The organism is Streptomyces sp. SID5785 (assembly GCF_009870065.1).
GTDB lineage: Bacteria > Actinomycetota > Actinomycetes > Streptomycetales > Streptomycetaceae > Streptomyces.
On the sequence record NZ_WWIA01000877.1, the window covers coordinates 1 to 15,024 of the forward strand.

The 15,024-nt window shown below is 69.0% G+C and carries 14 protein-coding genes; 8 read left to right on the plus strand and 6 right to left on the minus strand.

The window, feature by feature from the left end; genetic code table 11:
- Both GTW43_RS28375 and GTW43_RS28380 read left to right on the plus strand, forming a co-directional pair.
- Positions 1 to 2,559, plus strand: a 2,559-nt coding sequence (locus GTW43_RS28375) for a transglycosylase domain-containing protein (RefSeq protein ID WP_237536861.1), incomplete at its 5' end; no start/stop codon positions are given.
- 143 nt (positions 2,560 to 2,702) lie between these two features.
- Positions 2,703 to 4,220, plus strand: coding sequence for a glycosyltransferase 87 family protein (locus GTW43_RS28380; protein WP_161304819.1), 1,518 nt, complete (start codon positions 2,703 to 2,705; stop codon positions 4,218 to 4,220).
- Between the two features lie 92 nt (positions 4,221 to 4,312).
- On the opposite strand, the gene GTW43_RS28385 is transcribed toward GTW43_RS28380, so the two are convergent.
- The 3 genes from GTW43_RS28385 to GTW43_RS28395 all read right to left on the minus strand — a co-directional run bounded on the left by GTW43_RS28385 (position 4,313) and on the right by GTW43_RS28395 (position 7,062).
- Positions 4,313 to 5,344: an alanine racemase gene (locus GTW43_RS28385; RefSeq protein ID WP_161304820.1), complete on the minus strand. Its 1,032-nt coding sequence runs from the start codon at positions 5,342 to 5,344 to the stop codon at positions 4,313 to 4,315.
- A 146-nt stretch (positions 5,345 to 5,490) separates the two neighbouring features.
- A complete protein-coding gene (gene femX / locus GTW43_RS28390) occupies positions 5,491 to 6,612 on the minus strand; it encodes a peptidoglycan bridge formation glycyltransferase FemX (RefSeq protein WP_161304821.1) in 1,122 nt (373 codons plus the stop codon).
- 129 nt (positions 6,613 to 6,741) lie between these two features.
- Positions 6,742 to 7,062, minus strand: coding sequence for a hypothetical protein (locus tag GTW43_RS28395; protein WP_161304822.1), 321 nt, complete (start codon positions 7,060 to 7,062; stop codon positions 6,742 to 6,744).
- Positions 7,063 to 7,351: 289 nt separating this feature from the next.
- Here GTW43_RS28395 and rpsF point away from each other — a divergent pair, with 289 nt between their 5' ends.
- The 4 genes from rpsF to rplI all read left to right on the plus strand — a co-directional run bounded on the left by rpsF (position 7,352) and on the right by rplI (position 9,069).
- Entirely contained in the window at positions 7,352 to 7,642 is a 291-nt protein-coding gene (rpsF, locus tag GTW43_RS28400) for a 30S ribosomal protein S6 (RefSeq protein ID WP_005482942.1), read from the plus strand.
- Positions 7,643 to 7,716: 74 nt separating this feature from the next.
- Positions 7,717 to 8,322, plus strand: a complete 606-nt coding sequence (locus GTW43_RS28405; protein WP_161304823.1) for a single-stranded DNA-binding protein — start codon at positions 7,717 to 7,719, stop codon at positions 8,320 to 8,322.
- Positions 8,323 to 8,367: 45 nt separating this feature from the next.
- Positions 8,368 to 8,604, plus strand: a complete 237-nt coding sequence (rpsR, locus tag GTW43_RS28410; protein ID WP_003949403.1) for a 30S ribosomal protein S18 — start codon at positions 8,368 to 8,370, stop codon at positions 8,602 to 8,604.
- 18 nt (positions 8,605 to 8,622) lie between these two features.
- Complete coding sequence (rplI, locus tag GTW43_RS28415) at positions 8,623 to 9,069, plus strand: 50S ribosomal protein L9 (protein ID WP_161304824.1); 447 nt, start codon at positions 8,623 to 8,625, stop codon at positions 9,067 to 9,069.
- A gap of 272 nt (positions 9,070 to 9,341) precedes the next feature.
- Here the strand turns inward: rplI and GTW43_RS28420 are convergent, their stop codons facing one another.
- Entirely contained in the window at positions 9,342 to 10,679 is a 1,338-nt protein-coding gene (locus tag GTW43_RS28420; protein ID WP_161304825.1) for an MATE family efflux transporter, read from the minus strand.
- 459 nt (positions 10,680 to 11,138) lie between these two features.
- Between GTW43_RS28420 and dnaB the strand changes: the two genes are divergently transcribed.
- Positions 11,139 to 12,617: a replicative DNA helicase gene (gene dnaB, locus GTW43_RS28425; RefSeq protein WP_161304826.1), complete on the plus strand. Its 1,479-nt coding sequence runs from the start codon at positions 11,139 to 11,141 to the stop codon at positions 12,615 to 12,617.
- 76 nt (positions 12,618 to 12,693) lie between these two features.
- Positions 12,694 to 14,079, plus strand: coding sequence for a serine hydrolase domain-containing protein (locus GTW43_RS28430; RefSeq protein ID WP_161304827.1), 1,386 nt, complete (start codon positions 12,694 to 12,696; stop codon positions 14,077 to 14,079).
- 79 nt (positions 14,080 to 14,158) lie between these two features.
- Here GTW43_RS28430 and GTW43_RS28435 read toward each other — a convergent pair whose 3' ends face one another.
- Both GTW43_RS28435 and GTW43_RS28440 read right to left on the minus strand, forming a co-directional pair.
- Positions 14,159 to 14,611, minus strand: coding sequence for a GNAT family N-acetyltransferase (locus tag GTW43_RS28435; protein ID WP_161304828.1), 453 nt, complete (start codon positions 14,609 to 14,611; stop codon positions 14,159 to 14,161).
- Positions 14,612 to 14,652: 41 nt separating this feature from the next.
- Positions 14,653 to 15,024, minus strand: a 372-nt coding sequence (locus tag GTW43_RS28440) for a MarR family transcriptional regulator (RefSeq protein ID WP_161304829.1), incomplete at its 5' end; no start/stop codon positions are given.

Consider the following 15,024-nt stretch of genomic DNA (forward strand, 5'->3'; position numbering starts at 1 on the left):
TGGGGAGGCCGCGCCGAAGCGCGCCGCGCCGCCCAGCGGGGCACGGGAGGCCGCCGCAGGTCGCCCGACGGAGGCGCGGGTCACGGTGGCGCCGGCGGCGGCCGTCGTGGCGGCGGCTCCGGCGGTCCGGGCGGCCCGAACGGGCCGGGACGCGGCAGGGGCCGCCCCGAGAAGAAGAAGTTCATCGACTACCCGCGCGCCTACAAGGACGGCTGGAGGCGCTGGGTGCCCTCCTGGCGCCTGGTGACGGGCCTGTTCGTCGGCTTCTTCGGCACGGCCATGGCGGTCGCGGGCGTGGCCTACGCACTGGTCGGCGTCCCGGACATGGCGCTCGCTGCCAAGCAGCAGAACAACGTCTACTACTGGGCCGACGGCAAGCAGATGGTCGCCACGGGCGGTGCCACCAACCGGCAGATCATCAAGTACGCCGACATCCCGAAAGAGATGCGCTACGCCGTGATGTCGGCGGAGAACAAGACCTTCGAGACCGACAAGGGCGTCGACCCGATGGGCATCGCCCGCGCCATGGTCAACATGGCGAAGGGCGGTCAGACCCAGGGCGGCTCGACCATCACCCAGCAGTACGTGAAGAACGCGATGCTGGACGACCAGTCCCAGACGGTCTCCCGCAAGTTCAAGGAGCTGCTCGTCTCGATCAAGGTCGGCCGCACGGTCGACAAGGACGACGTGATGGCCGGGTACCTGAACTCGGCGTACTACGGGCGCGGTGCCTACGGCATCCAGGCCGCGGCCCGCACGTACTTCGGCGAGGACGCCTCGGATCTGGACGCGAGCCAGTGCGCCTTCCTGGCGGCCGTGCTCAAGGGCGCGACCTACTACGACCCGGCGGGATCGCCCTCCGTCGACCCGGTCAATGCGACCGCGGCCAAGAACAGCGCGCGTGCCACGGCCCGCTGGAAGTGGATCCTCGACGAAGAGGTCAAGGACGGGCGGCTCACCGCGGCGGACCGCGCCGAGTTCAAGAGCTTCCCCAAGCTGCAGAACCCGCGCACGAACGCCCAGCTCGGCGGGCAGATCGGCTATCTCGTCGACCTGGCCAAGTCGAGCGTTCTCAGCCACACGGACATCACGGAGCAGCAGCTCGACAAGGGCGGCTACGAGATCCACACGACCTTCGACCGCACGAAGGTCGACGAGCTGGAGAAGGCGGTCAAGAAGGTCCGCAAGGAGAACCTGGACGAGAAGCGCACCTTCAACGGCAAGAAGGTCGACACCCACGTTCAGTTCGGCGGCGCCTCCGTGAACCCGAAGAACGGGGCCATCGAGGCCGTCTACGGCGGTGCGGACGCCACGAAGCACTTCACGAACAACGCCGATGTCACGGGTGCCCAGGTCGGTTCGACGTTCAAGCCGTTCGTCCTGGCGGCCGCCTTCAAGTACGGGGTCAAGGATCCTGACGGCGCGAGCGACCAGGACAAAGACTCCCGCACGATCGTGTCGCCCAAGAGTCTCTTCAGCGGTAAGAACGGCCTGAAGATCAAGGACTACAACGGCGACATCTGGCGGAACGAGAAGGGCGAGGAGTGGAACCAGGAGAACGACGGCAAGCAGTCGTACAACCCGCCCAGCTACAAGATCGACCTGCGTGAGGCCATGCGGGAGTCAGTGAACTCGGCCTATGTGCAGCTGGGTATGGACGTCGGTCTCGACAAGGTCAGGGACTCCGCCGAGCAGGCCGGCCTCCTGGACAGCAGCTTCGCGGACTCCAACTACCCGTCCTTCTCCCTCGGCACCTCCGACCCCAGCGCGATCCGCATGGCCGGCGCCTACGGGACCTTCGCGAACAGCGGCCAGCAGAACGACCCGTACTCCGTGACGTCCGTCGACCACGAGGGCGAGACGATCTACCGGCACGACAGCAAGCCCAAGCGCGCCTTCGAGCCTGCGGTCGCCGACAACGTGACCGACGTCCTCAAGACCGTGGTCGACAAGGGCACCGGCACGGCGGCACGGCTGCCCGGACGCGACGTGGCCGGCAAGACCGGTACGACGGACGGCAACAAGTCGGCATGGTTCGTCGGCTACACCAAGCAGCTGTCCACCGCGATCACGATGTACCGCATGGACGACAACGAGAAGTCCAAGAAGCGCGAGTTCCTCGAGATGTACGGAACCGGCGGCCAGGACAAGATCCACGGTGCGTCGTTCCCGGCGGAGATCTGGCACGACTACATGTCGAAGGCCGTGGCGAAGATGCCGTTCGAGTCGTTCCCGACGCCCGAGCCCATCGGCAAGGTCGTCGGCAGCATGCCGAGCCCGTCGCCGACGCCGACGCCGTCGGACACCCCGTCGTCGTCCGCGCCCGCGAGCCCGACGCCGACCCCGTCGATGGAGTCCCCGACCCCGTCGGCCACAGAGTCCTGCAGTAAATGGGACTGGACGTGCGGGGACGACGGAGGCACCACCGACGGCGGCGCGACCGACGGCGGAGGTACGGACGGCGGAGTGACACCTGATCCGACAGCCACGGACACGGAAGGCACCGGCAACAGTCGCGGCAACGGCAACGGAGGCGGCCTCTTCGGCGGCACAGGCTGAGCGAGTCCGGCCGCCGGGCCGGTTCCACGGGCCGCCGACACAGGGTGTTTCACGTGAAACACTCCGTGACGAAACGCCGACGAGGGCCGCCGCACCTTCCGGGTGCGGCGGCCCTCGCCCCGTTCCCAGCCTCGTACGGCAGGATGTGCGGCATGCCCAGTGCAGAAACGACGGACAGGAAGCCGGAGGAGCCGGAGCAGGTGCGGCCGACCAGGGAGGACGAGGTCGCCGCAGCCGGCAGTGAGCTCATCGGAGGCCCGATCGGGCGCCGGGCGCTGACCGGCCGGTCCTGGTGGACTCCGGTGCGCATCATCGCGCTGGTCATGATCGGCATGTTCGCGCTCGGCATGGTGCAGAAGTTCCCGTGCTACGACGGTTCCTGGTTCTACGGCGCCAGCTCCCAGTACACGCACGCCTGCTACTCCGACATCCCGCACCTCTACCAGGGGCGCGGGTTCGCGGACGGCCTCGTGCCCTACTTCGACCGCCTGCCCGGCGACATGGAGTACCTCGAGTACCCGGTGCTCACCGGTGTGTTCATGGAGGTCGCCGCCTGGCTCACTCCCGGCAGCGGCTCCATCCAGCACCAGGAGCAGGTGTACTGGATGGTCAATGCCGGGATGCTGATGATCTGCGCCGCGGTCATCGCCGCCTGTGTGGCCCGTACGCATCGCAGGCGCCCCTGGGACGGCCTCCTGGTCGCTCTCGCGCCCGCCTTCGCGCTGACCTCCACCATCAACTGGGACCTGTTCGCCGTGGCGCTCACGGCCGCCGCGATGCTGATGTGGGCCCGCGGCCGCACTCTCGCGTTCGGTGTCCTGATCGGGCTGGCGACGGCAGCGAAGCTCTACCCCGCGCTCCTGCTCGGCCCTCTCTTCGTCCTGTGCTGGCGCGCCGGGAAGTGGAAGGACTTCGCTGTGGCGGCGGGCGGCGCCGTCGTGGCCTGGTTGGTCGTCAACCTGCCGGTGATGCTCCTGGCCCCCGACGGGTGGTCGAAGTTCTACACCTTCAGCCAGGAACGCGGGGTCGACTTCGGCTCGTTCTGGCTGGTCATCTCCCAGCACATGGACACGCCGCTCGACACGGACGTGGTCAACACCCTGGCCTCGGCCCTGATGGTCCTGGCCTGCCTCGGTGTGGCCGCCCTCGCGCTGACCGCGCCGCGGCGCCCCCGCTTCGCCCAGCTCGCCTTCCTCGTGGTCGCGGCGTTCATCCTCACCAACAAGGTGTACTCGCCGCAGTACGTCCTCTGGCTGGTCCCGCTGGCCGCCCTGGCCCGCCCCAAGTGGCGCGACTTCCTCGTCTGGCAGGCCTGCGAGGTGGCGTACTTCCTGGGGATCTGGTTCTACCTCGCCTACACGACCAGCGGTGACAAGCACCAGGGCCTGCCGACCGACGGCTACCAGGTCGCGGTCGTGCTGCACCTCCTGGGCACGCTCTACCTCTGCGCGATCATCGTGCGCGACATCTGGCTGCCCGATCGCGACGTGGTCCGGCGCTCCGGCGACGACGACCCCTCGGGCGGCGTGCTGGACGGCGCGGAGGACCGCTTCGTCTTCGGGCACGCGGCCTACTCGCGCTGGGAGGCCGAGCACGACGGCGAGCAGACGCCGGCCGTGGACTGGGGCAAGGACGCGCCCAGCCACCGAAGTTCGCTCTGAGCGAACACGCCTCTACGGCAGCGAGAAGGGCCGGACACCGTCGAGGTGTCCGGCCCTTCTCTGCAGTGCTCTCCGTCGCGTCCTGCGGCCGCTCAGCGGTCCACGAGACGGTCGAACTGGGTGGTGGTGTGCCGCAGGTGGGCCACCAGCTCCTCGCCGACCTGAGGTTCGGGCGCATCGGACGGCACGAACAGGATCGACACCTGCATGTGCGGCGGCTCGGCGAACCAGCGCTGCTTGCTGCCCCAGACGAACGGCGCCAGGTTCCGGTTCACCGTCGCCAGGCCGGCGCGGGCGACGCCCTTGGCGCGCGGCATGACGCCGTGGAGCGCCTTCGGGGCCTCCAGGCCCACGCCGTGCGAGGTACCGCCCGCCACGACCACCAGCCAGCCGTCGGAGGCCGCCTTCTGCTGCCGGTAGCCGAACCGGTCGCCCTTCGCGACGCGCGTGACGTCGAGGACGGCTCCGCGGTACTCCGTCGCGTCGTGGTCGCCCAGCCACAGCCGGGTGCCGATGCGCGCCCGGAAGCGGGTCTGCGGGAACTGCTGCTGCAGACGTGCCAGTTCATCGGCCTTGAGGTGGCTGACGAACATGGTGTGCAGCGGAAGCCGCGCCGCACGCAGCCGGTCCATCCAGCCGATGACCTCCTCGACGGCGTCCGAGCCGTCGGTGCGGTCCAGCGGCAGATGGATGGCGAAGCCCTCCAGACGCACGTCCTGGATGGCGTGCGCGAGCTGCGGCAGATCCTGCTCGCTCACGCCGTGCCGCTTCATCGACGACATGACCTCGATGACGACGCGGGCGCCGACGAGGCCGTGCACGCCGTCCACGGAGGAGACGGAGCGGATCACGCGGTCGGGCAGGGGCACCGGCTCCTCGCCGCGCCGGAACGGGGTCAGGACCAGCAGATCACCGCTGAACCAGTCCTTGATCCGGGCGGCTTCGTACGTGGTCCCCACGGCGAGGATGTCCGACCCCATACGGGTCGCCTCCTCCGCGAGACGTTCGTGGCCGAAGCCGTAGCCGTTGCCCTTGCAGACGGGGACGAGCCCCGGAAACTGCTCGAGCACGTGCTTGTGGTGTGCCCGCCAGCGCGCGGTGTCGACATAGAGCGTGAGCGCCATGGCCGGTCCCGGAACCTTTCTCGTGGCTGCGGTGTATCAGAGGTATGAAGAAACTTTGGAGCTACGTGAATTGTGCCGGGTCCGCCGCGAAAGCGGAGCGGGTGGGGCCGGGAGACCGGTGTGGCGGTCCCCCGGGCGGCCCGCGGTCAGCGCCGCGACATGTAGATGTCGAGCGCCTTGTGCAGGAGCTTGTTGAGCGGGAAGTCCCACTCGCCGAGGTACTCGGCCGCCTGCCCGCCGGTGCCGACCTTGAACTGGATGAGGCCGAAGAGATGGTCGGTCTCGTCCAGCGAGTCGGAGATGCCGCGCAGGTCGTAGACGGTGGCGCCGAGCGCGTAGGCGTCGCGCAGCATGCGCCACTGCATCGCGTTCGAGGGCCGGACCTCGCGCCCGATGTTGTCCGAGGCGCCGTAGGAGTACCAGACGTGCCCGCCGACGACGAGCATGGTGGCCGCCGACAGGTTCACCCCGTTGTGCCGCGCGAAGTACAGCCGCATGCGGTTGGGGTCCTCGGTGTTGAGGGCCGTCCACATCTGCTGGAAGTACGAGAGAGGGCGGGGCCGGAAGTGGTCGCGCACCGCGGTGATCTCGTACAGGCGCTGCCACTCGGCGAGGTCCTGGTAGCCGCCCTGGACGACCTCGACGCCGGCCTTCTCGGCCTTCTTGATGTTGCGCCGCCACAGCTGGTTGAACTGCTTGTGGACCTCTTCCAGGGACCGGTTCGCGAGCGGCACCTGGTAGACGTAGCGCGGCTGGACGTCGCCGAAACCGGCGCCGCCGTCCTCGCCCTGCTGCCAGCCCATGCGCCGGAGCTTGTCGGCCACCTCGAAGGCGCGGGGCTCGATGTAGTCCGCCTCGATGTCGCGCAGGCGCTTCACATCGGGGTCCTGGATGCCCTTCTTGATGGAAGGGGCGTCCCAGCGGCGGATGATGACGGGCGGGCCCATCTTCACGGAGAAGGCGCCCTGCTGCTTGAGGTGCGCCAGCATCGGCCTGAGCCACTCCTCGAGGTTCGGGGCGTACCAGTTGATGACCGGGCCCTCGGGGAGATAGGCCAGGTAGCGCTTGATCTTGGGCAGCTGGCGGTAGAGGACGAGACCCGCGCCGACCATCTCGCCGGTCCTGTCGTCGAACCAGCCGAGGTTCTCCGAGCGCCACTCCGACTTCACGTCTGCCCATGCGGGGACCTGCATGTGGCTGGCCGACTGCAGGCTCTGGATGTACGCCAGATGCTGCTCTCGGCTGATGGTCCTCAGGGTCAGGCTCATTCGGGGCGCTCCTCGGGCTGGTGTGTCCCCATGGGTACAAGGGCTCCGGCTCTCGCGCCGAAGCCTACTGCGCCCTGCGAGCGCCCCGACTGGCCGTATGGAGGTCAGCCTGGATCAGGCCGTGTGACCTCAGCCGATGACACCGCCGAAGAGGCCACCGTGCGCCATTCCGATGAAGAAGCCCACCGCCGAGGCGCCGAGCCCGAGAATCAGGCCGAAGCGCTCCCGCGTGGTCTCCGAGACGAACTGCCCGTAGGCCCCGGTCAGGATCCCGACCAGCCCCGCCCAGGAGCTGAGCAGGTGCAGACCGCTCCCGATGGACGTGATGATCGCGATCGCGCCGAGCACCACGGTCACGCCCAGGAGCGTGTCGGGGAGCGGATGGGATTTCCCGTCCGTGGCGAAGAGAGAGCCGGCTGTGGTGCTGTTCGGTCGCATTGCCTGTGCCATGAGGGCACCTCCTGCGGAAGGCGGCGCATCGTAGCGCCATACACACCCGATGTGTACAGAGTGCGGCCGTCCGGTGCCGGATTTCAACCGGAAGCCGAGGTGCGGGTAGTCTGTACCGTCTGCATCGGTGTCTGTCCGCATCCCGACGAGGGGTGCCGGCCCGCTGAGCTGCACGGCCCTCCTCGCGGAGGGCCGGTTGTCAGTGGTCCCCGATACCGTTGCTCACGCATAACAACCCTCCTGCCACGGAACGACCGTGGCCGCTGAGTCCAAAGGAGGTGGGTTCCACATGCGTCACTACGAGGTGATGGTCATCCTCGACCCCGATCTGGAGGAGCGCGCTGTCGCCCCCCTGATCGAGAACTTCCTCTCCGTCGTCCGTGAGGGCAACGGCAAGGTGGAGAAGGTCGACACCTGGGGCCGTCGTCGTCTCTCGTACGAGATCAAGAAGAAGCCCGAGGGCATCTACTCGGTCATCGACCTGCAGGCCGAGCCTGCGGTCGTCAAGGAGCTCGACCGCCAGATGAACCTGAACGAGTCGGTCCTCCGGACCAAGGTCCTCCGCCCCGAGACCCACTGAACTTCCTAGTTCAGCGGTACTCGGGATTCGAGTAGCAGCAAGCAGTCCGCAGCAAACCCGCCGAGAGGTTCCCCATGGCAGGCGAGACCGTCATCACGGTTGTCGGCAATCTTGTCGACGACCCCGAGCTGCGCTTCACCCCCTCCGGTGCGGCGGTCGCGAAGTTCCGTGTCGCGTCCACTCCCCGCACCTTCGACCGTCAGACGAACGAGTGGAAGGACGGCGAGAGCCTGTTCCTGACCTGCTCGGTCTGGCGTCAGGCGGCGGAGAACGTCGCGGAGTCGCTCCAGCGAGGCATGCGCGTCATCGTGCAGGGCCGGCTGAAGCAGCGGTCCTACGAGGACCGTGAGGGCGTCAAGCGCACGGTCTACGAGCTGGACGTCGAGGAAGTCGGCGCCAGCCTGCGCAGCGCCACGGCCAAGGTCACCAAGACCAGCGGCCGCGGTGGCCAGGGTGGTTACGGCGGAGGCGGCGGCCAGCAGCAGGGCGGCGGCGGTGGCGGCTGGGGCGGAGGCCCCAGCGGCGGTCAGCAGCAGGGCGGCGGCGGTGCTCCCGCCGACGACCCCTGGGCGACCGGTTCGCCGGCCGGTGGCGGTCAGCAGCAGGGCGGCGGCGGTGGCGGCTGGGGCGGAAGCTCCGGCGGCTCCGGCGGCGGCTACTCGGACGAGCCCCCCTTCTAGGGCCGGGCTCGCACCCACACTTCTTGATCACACAGGAGAAACACCATGGCGAAGCCGCCTGTGCGCAAGCCGAAGAAGAAGGTCTGCGCATTCTGCAAGGACAAGGTCACGTACGTGGACTACAAGGACACGAACATGCTGCGGAAGTTCATTTCCGACCGCGGCAAGATCCGTGCCCGCCGCGTGACCGGCAACTGCACGCAGCACCAGCGTGACGTCGCCACGGCCGTGAAGAACAGCCGTGAGATGGCGCTGCTGCCCTACACGTCCACCGCGCGATAAGGGAAGGGTGACCGAAAAATGAAGATCATCCTGACCCACGAGGTCTCTGGCCTCGGCACCGCCGGCGACGTCGTCGACGTCAAGGACGGGTACGCCCGCAACTACCTGGTCCCGCGTGGTTTCGCGATCCGCTGGACCAAGGGTGGCGAGCAGGACGTGGCGCAGATCCGCCGCGCCCGCAAGATCCACGAGATCGCGACCATCGAGCAGGCCAACGAGATCAAGGCCAAGCTCGAGTCGGTCAAGGTCCAGCTGGCCGTCCGCTCCGGCGAGGCCGGTCGCCTCTTCGGTTCCGTCACGCAGGCTGACGTCGCTTCGGCGATCGAGTCTGCCGGCGGCCCGAAGGTCGACAAGCGTCGCGTCGAGCTGGGCTCGCCGATCAAGACGCTGGGCGCCCACGCGGCGACCGTGCGTCTGCACCCCGAGGTTGACGCCAAGGTCAACGTCGAGGTCGTCTCTGCCTGAGCTCTGCTCTGAGCAGCGCTGAAGCGAATGTGGGGCCGCACCCTTCGGGGTGCGGCCCCACATTCTTGATACCGGTGGCTGTCCCGTGCGCCTGGCGCATGTCACCGCAGGGCGGGCAGCCGTTCCGGCGTTTCACGGATTCGAGCGCGGTGTTTCACGTGAAACGGCGCCCGGCTGGGCCATCCCGGAAGGTGCCGGTCCCCGTAGCGCCCTGTTGTCTCCATCGTGCGCCCGCAGCGCCGCGTCAGGGCCGCGTCAGGTGGGACGGTGATTCAGCGGGTGGCGCCGGTGATGACCCAGCGGCCGGAGCGGTAGCGCACCCAGAGCGTCAGCATGCGGACCGCCATCATCAGCGTCATCGCGCCCCACACGGCGGTGAGGCCACCGCCGAACGTGGGCACCAGCAGGGCCACCGGTGTGAAGACGGCGAGGGTGATCAGCATGGCCCAGGCGAGGTACGGACCGTCTCCCGCACCCATGAGCACGCCGTCGAGTACGAAGACGATGCCGCACACCGGCTGGGACAGGGCCACGACGATCAGTGCGGGGAGGGCGGCGTCCTGCACGACGGAGTCGCTGGTGAACAGAGGGACGAAGAGCGGTCGGGTGAGGACCACCAGGACGCCGAGGACCAGGCCGGCCGCGATGCCCCACTGCACCATGCGGCGGCAGACGTCCCGGGCACCCTGGGCGTCGTCGGCACCGAGGTAGCGGCCGATGATGGCCTGACCGGCGATGGCGATGGCATCGAGCGCGAAGGCCAGCAGGCTCCAGAGCGACAGGATGATCTGGTGGGCGGCGACGTCGGCGTCACCGAGCCGGGCGGCCACCGCGGTGGCGATCATCAGGATCGCGCGCAGGGAGAGGGTCCGGACCAGCAGCGGAGCACCGGCCTGAGCGCAGGCGCGGATTCCCGCCGCGTCGGGGCGCAGTGAGGCGCCGTGCCGGCGAGCGCCCCGGACGACCACGACCAGATAGACGGCGGCCATGCCGACCTGGGCGATGACGGTGCCCCAGGCGGAGCCCGCGATGCCGAGGTCGGTGCCGTAGACGAGGCCGGCGTTCAGCACGGCGTTGGCGATGAAGCCGGCGACGGCGACGTACAGGGGCGTCTTGGTGTTCTGGAGGCCGCGCAGCACGCCGGTCGCAGCGAGGACCACGAGCATCGCCGGGATGCCGAGCGCGGAGATCCGCAGGTAGGTGACCGCGTAGGGGGCGGCCGTGTCGGAGGCGCCGAAGAGGGAGACGAGGCCGGGGGCGGTCGGTAGGACGACGGCGATCACCGCGGCCCCGAGGATGAGGGCGAGCCAGATGCCGTCCATGCCCTGCTGGATCGCGGCCCGCAGATCGCCCGAGCCGACACGGCGGGCGACGGCGGCCGTGGTGGCGTAGGCGAGGAAGACGAAGATGCTGACGGCTGTCGTCAGAAGGGCTGAGGCGACGGCGAGCCCGGCGAGCTGGGACGTGCCGAGATGGCCGACGATGGCGCTGTCGGCCATGAGGAAGAGCGGCTCCGCGACGAGTGCGCCGAAGGCCGGAACGGCCAGGGCGACGATCTCTCGGTCGTGCCGGCGCCGGGCGGCCTGGGGAGTCGAGGGGGCCTGTGTCATGGGCACCAATCTAATCTTCCACAGGTAAGAGATGCAATGCAGTTGAGACCCTTACGTTTTGTGGTCTTCCGCGTGTCGGGACGCGGTGTCCACGGAGATCTTGCGCCGAGTGGGAAAGTTTTTCTTCTGCACAGCCGGTGGACGATAAAGGCGCAGGTCAACATGGGTGTGGGTAGAGTGCTGAGGGCTTGTTCACAAGGCTGTCCACCGTGTCGTGCACAGGTTTTCCCCAGTTGTCCACAGCGAGAGGGCCGTCGTCCACATGGGCTGTGGATAACCAGATTGGCTGACGGTGCCCACGCGCCTACCGTGGTGCGGCGCCCACCGTGTCCTGAGGCCGGGGAAACCCTGCAGAAACGACGCGTCAGAAGCGGAATCGGGCCCCTGATTTGTCAGTGTCGTGCCGTAGGAATGAGTGGCACGGCGAGGTCCGCTCGGCGGACGGGAGGAGGTGGCCCGGTGAGTATCTCCGAGCCATTGGACGACCCCTGGGCCGACAGCGGTCCGAGCGATCGTCTGCCTCCGTCCCGCGGCCGGCGCGACGGCGGACGTGGCCAGGGCGACCAGCACGACCGCGGCCGCGAGGAGGGCCGGTGGGACGAGGGCCCCACCACGTTCGAGCGGGTGCCGCCGCAGGATCTGGACGCCGAGCAGTCGGTGCTCGGCGGCATGCTCCTGTCCAAGGACGCCATCGCGGATGTGGTCGAGGTCCTCAAGGCCGCCGACTTCTACAAGCCCGCACATGAAACGATCTTTCAGGCGATTCTGGACGTCTACGCCAAGGGCGAGCCGGCCGACCCGATCACCATCGCCGCCGAACTCACCAAGCGCGGTGAGATCAACAAGGTCGGTGGCGCGTCCTATCTGCACACCCTCGTCCAGACGGTCCCGACGGCGGCGAACGCCGAGTACTACGCGGAGATCGTCCACGAGCGGGCGGTGCTGCGGCGCCTGGTCGAAGCCGGCACGCGCATCACGCAGATGGGATACGCGGCCGACGACGAGGTCGACGAGATCGTCAACAAGGCGCAGGCCGAGATCTACGCCGTCACGGAGCAGCGCACCAGCGAGGACTATCTCCCGCTCGGCGACATCATGGAGGGCGCGCTCGACGAGATCGAGGCGATCGGATCACGCAGCGGTGAGATGACCGGCGTGCCGACCGGCTTCACCGACTTCGACTCGCTCACCAACGGCCTGCACCCCGGCCAGATGATCGTCATCGCGGCCCGCCCCGCCATGGGTAAGTCGACGCTCGCGCTGGACTTCGCGCGGGCGGCGTCCATCAAGCACAACCTGCCGAGCGTGATCTTCTCCCTCGAGATGGGGCGCAACGAGATCGCGATGCGTCTGCTGTCGGCCGAGGCGCGGGTGGCCCTGCACCACATGCGGTCCGGCACGATGACCGACGAGGACTGGACGCGGCTCGCCCGCCGGATGCCCGAGGTCTCCGCCGCTCCGCTCTACATCGACGACTCGCCGAACCTGTCGATGATGGAGATCCGCGCGAAGTGCCGGCGCCTCAAGCAGCGCAACGACATCAAGCTCGTGATCATCGACTACCTCCAGCTGATGCAGGCGGGCGGCTCGAAACGCTCCGAGAGCCGCCAGCAGGAAGTCTCGGACATGTCGCGAAACCTGAAGCTGCTGGCCAAGGAGCTGGAAGTCCCGGTCATCGCGCTCTCGCAGCTGAACCGTGGCCCCGAGCAGCGCACCGACAAGAAGCCGATGGTGTCCGACCTGCGTGAGTCCGGTTCCATCGAGCAGGACGCGGACATGGTCATCCTGCTGCACCGCGAGGACGCCTACGAGAAGGAGTCCCCGCGTGCGGGCGAGGCCGACATCATCGTCGGCAAGCACCGTAACGGTCCGACAGCGACGATCACGGTCGCCTTCCAGGGGCACTACTCCCGCTTCGTCGACATGGCACAGACCTGACCGGTCCGGACCGAGGCCCACGGGACGCGGCCGAAATCGGCTCGACGTCGGAGAAGTGGCGCGATGGACTGGGGGGATGACGACATCCCCGGAAGAACTGCTGCCCTCCACCCGGCGGGCCCTGCTCCACCGCATCGCCGTGGCCCAGAGCGAGGGCCGTGCCCCGTCCCTGGTCGCCGCCGTCGCCAGGGACGGCGAGCTGGTGTGGACCGGCGCGCGTACCTCGGTGGACGGGCACGGGCCGGACGAGCATGTGCAGTACCGCATCGGCTCGATCACGAAGACCTTCACGGCCGTTCTCGTCATGCGGTTGCGTGACGAGGGGCTCCTCGATCTGGCCGATCCGTTGGAGAAGCACCTGCCCGGTACCGGTGCGGGTGAGGTGACGATCGCCGAACTGCTGGCCCACACCGGGGGTTTGGCGGCCGAGACGCCGGGCGAGTGGTGGGAGCGGTCCTCGGCGGAGCTTCGCCCGACGTTGTCGGACGTGCTCGGCGAGCAGCCGTTCCGGCATCCGGTGGGCCGGCGGCATCACTACTCCAACCCCGGTTACACGCTGCTGGGTTCACTGGTCGAGGAGCTGCGCGGGGCGCCCTGGGCGGAGGTCCTGCACCGCGAGATCCTCGACCCGCTCGGGCTGACCCGCACCAGTGCCCAGCCGCAGGCTCCGCACGCCGGGGGATGGGCCGTGCACCCCTACGCCGATGTTCTGCTGCCGGAACCAAGTGTCGACCTGGGCCTGATGGCCCCGGCCGGCCAGCTGTGGTCGACCACCAGGGATCTCGCTGTGTTCGCCTCGTTCCTGCTGGCCGGCGACGACCGTGTGCTGAGCGCCGAGTCGCTGCGGGAGATGCGGGCACCCGCGGCGCCGACCGTGCCGGGCGACGCGAGCATGTCCTACGGACTCGGGCTGCAGATCGCGCACGGAGAAGGGCGCATGCTGATGGGGCACAGCGGATCGCTGCCCGGGTTCCTGGCGGGCCTGTGGGCATGCGAGGACGAGGGCCTCGTGGCCGTCGCCCTGGTCAACTGCACCTCCGGCGTGGCCGCCGCCTCGCTCGCGGCGGAGCTCCTGACCCTCGTCGCCGAGGCGGAGCCGAGGATCCCCGAGCCCTGGCGTCCGCTGCCGGAAGTGGACCCGTCCGCACTGGAGTTGGCGCGGCCCTGGTACTGGGGGACGCAGGTGGTGGCCCTGCGCCTCGCGGCCGACGGCGGGGTGGTCCTCGGACCGGTCGCAGGCGGTGGGCGCCGCTCCCGGTTCCGGGCGAACGGAGACGGCACCTGGACCGGGCTCGACGGCTACTACGCCGGAGAGGTGCTGCGCGCCGTGCGGCGGGCCGACGGATCGGTGAGCCACCTCGACCTCGGCTCGTTCGTGTTCACCCGGGAGCCGTACGACACCGCCGCGCCGGTGCCCGGCGGGGTCGACCCGGAGGGTTGGCGCGGGCTCCCGCAGGAGTAGGGGTGAGCGTTTCACGTGAAACAGGTGAGACGTCCCGGCCCTGTTTCACGTGAAACGACGCCGTCAGAAGGCAGCCGGGTCAGAGCTGGAGCTTGAAGCCCACGTGCGAAGCCGCGAAGCCGAGCCGCTCGTAGAAGCGATGAGCATCCGTGCGGGTCGCGTCCGAGGTGAGCTGGACCAACTGGCAGCCCTGGTCGCGTGAGGCATCGACGGCCCACTCGATGAGCTGCGTCCCCAGTCCGCTGCCCCGCTCGTCGGCGTGTACGCGGACGCCCTCGATGATGGAGCGCGTGGACCCCTTGCGGGAGAGCCCGGGGATGACGGTGAGCTGAAGGGTGCCGATGACGCGGTCGCGGCGCACAGCGACGACGACATGCTGGTTCGGGTCGTCGGACAGCCGGGCGAGTGCGTCCAGGTACGGGGTGAGGTCGTCCGGCGACTCGCGGGTCGCGCCGAGCGGGTCGTCCGCCAGCATCGCGACGATCGCCGGAACGTCCTCGGCCGTGGCGGGCCGGATCTCAAGATCTTCCATGGTGGAAGCCTAGGCCGGGGAGCCCGGCGGCTCCACGCCGTTTACACGGGTGCGCGGAGTCCTTCGACGGCCCGGACCAGCGGGGCGAGTTCGGGGTTCTCCGCGGCGGCGTCGAGGGCCTCGCGCAGGGCCTGTTCGTTGGTGGGGCGGGCCGCTTCGAGGAGGGCGAGGCCCGCGTCGGAGACGTTGGTGTAGATGCCGCGGCGGTCGGTCGGGCACAGGTAGCGCATCAGCAGGCCGCGGTCCTCGAGGCGGGTCACGAGGCGGGTGGTGGCGCTCTGGCTGAGGACGACGGCGTCGGCGACCTGCTTCATCTGCAGGTGACCGCCCTCGCCGTCGTGCTGCCGGCTCAGCACGTCGAGCAGCGAGTACTCCCGCACACTCAGGCCGTGCCCGGCCTGCAGCGCACGCTC

What these genes read in the sequence shown, in the direction of transcription:
- GTW43_RS28435 (WP_161304828.1), bottom strand. Translation starts at nt 14,611, where the DNA reads ATGGAAGATCTTGAGATCCGGCCCGCCACGGCCGAGGACGTTCCGGCG.
- rpsF (WP_005482942.1), top strand. Translation starts at nt 7,352, where the DNA reads ATGCGTCACTACGAGGTGATGGTCATCCTCGACCCCGATCTGGAGGAG.
- GTW43_RS28405 (WP_161304823.1), top strand. Translation starts at nt 7,717, where the DNA reads ATGGCAGGCGAGACCGTCATCACGGTTGTCGGCAATCTTGTCGACGAC.
- rpsR (WP_003949403.1), top strand. Translation starts at nt 8,368, where the DNA reads ATGGCGAAGCCGCCTGTGCGCAAGCCGAAGAAGAAGGTCTGCGCATTC.
- GTW43_RS28385 (WP_161304820.1), bottom strand. Translation starts at nt 5,344, where the DNA reads ATGGCGCTCACGCTCTATGTCGACACCGCGCGCTGGCGGGCACACCAC.
- GTW43_RS28420 (WP_161304825.1), bottom strand. Translation starts at nt 10,679, where the DNA reads ATGACACAGGCCCCCTCGACTCCCCAGGCCGCCCGGCGCCGGCACGAC.
- GTW43_RS28395 (WP_161304822.1), bottom strand. Translation starts at nt 7,062, where the DNA reads ATGGCACAGGCAATGCGACCGAACAGCACCACAGCCGGCTCTCTCTTC.
- rplI (WP_161304824.1), top strand. Translation starts at nt 8,623, where the DNA reads ATGAAGATCATCCTGACCCACGAGGTCTCTGGCCTCGGCACCGCCGGC.
- GTW43_RS28430 (WP_161304827.1), top strand. Translation starts at nt 12,694, where the DNA reads ATGACGACATCCCCGGAAGAACTGCTGCCCTCCACCCGGCGGGCCCTG.
- GTW43_RS28380 (WP_161304819.1), top strand. Translation starts at nt 2,703, where the DNA reads ATGTGCGGCATGCCCAGTGCAGAAACGACGGACAGGAAGCCGGAGGAG.
- femX (WP_161304821.1), bottom strand. Translation starts at nt 6,612, where the DNA reads ATGAGCCTGACCCTGAGGACCATCAGCCGAGAGCAGCATCTGGCGTAC.